Origin of the sequence: Comamonas halotolerans, from assembly GCF_030162935.1 — a bacterium.
Taxonomy (GTDB): domain Bacteria; phylum Pseudomonadota; class Gammaproteobacteria; order Burkholderiales; family Burkholderiaceae_C; genus Comamonas; species Comamonas halotolerans.
This window is the reverse complement of record NZ_JASAUZ010000051.1, coordinates 1-376: the sequence shown is the minus strand read 5'-3', so window position 1 is coordinate 376 and position 376 is coordinate 1. Positions and strand designations below refer to the sequence as shown.

Genomic DNA, 376 nt, shown 5'->3' with positions numbered 1-376 from the left:
GGCACACGATTGTGCTGGACACGACAGCGCCGGACCTGAGCGCTGCCGAGCTGAAGATGGACACGGTGACTGCGGACAACGTGGTCAACGCAACAGAAGCGCAGCAAGGCCAGGTGACCCTCACGGGCACCCTGACGGGTGTGCCCGCCGATGTGACGGCCACCAGCGTGATCGTCACCGTCAACGGTGCGAACTACACGGCCACCGTCAATGGCACGACCTGGAGCGTGATGGTGGCAGGCAGCGCCCTGGTCTCGGATGTGGACCACAAGGTGGACGTCAAGGCCACCCTCAGCGATGCAGCGGGCAATAGCGCCACACTGCAGACCAGCCAGAGCTACACCCTGGACCTGCAAGGCCCTACCACGCCCGACGT

Annotated in this window: 1 protein-coding gene; it reads left to right on the top strand. The window is 64.9% G+C overall.

From position 1 onward, the window contains the following. The coding region (locus QEP11_RS15655) for an Ig-like domain-containing protein (protein WP_284337584.1) at window positions 1–376 on the top strand (376 nt) is incomplete at both ends.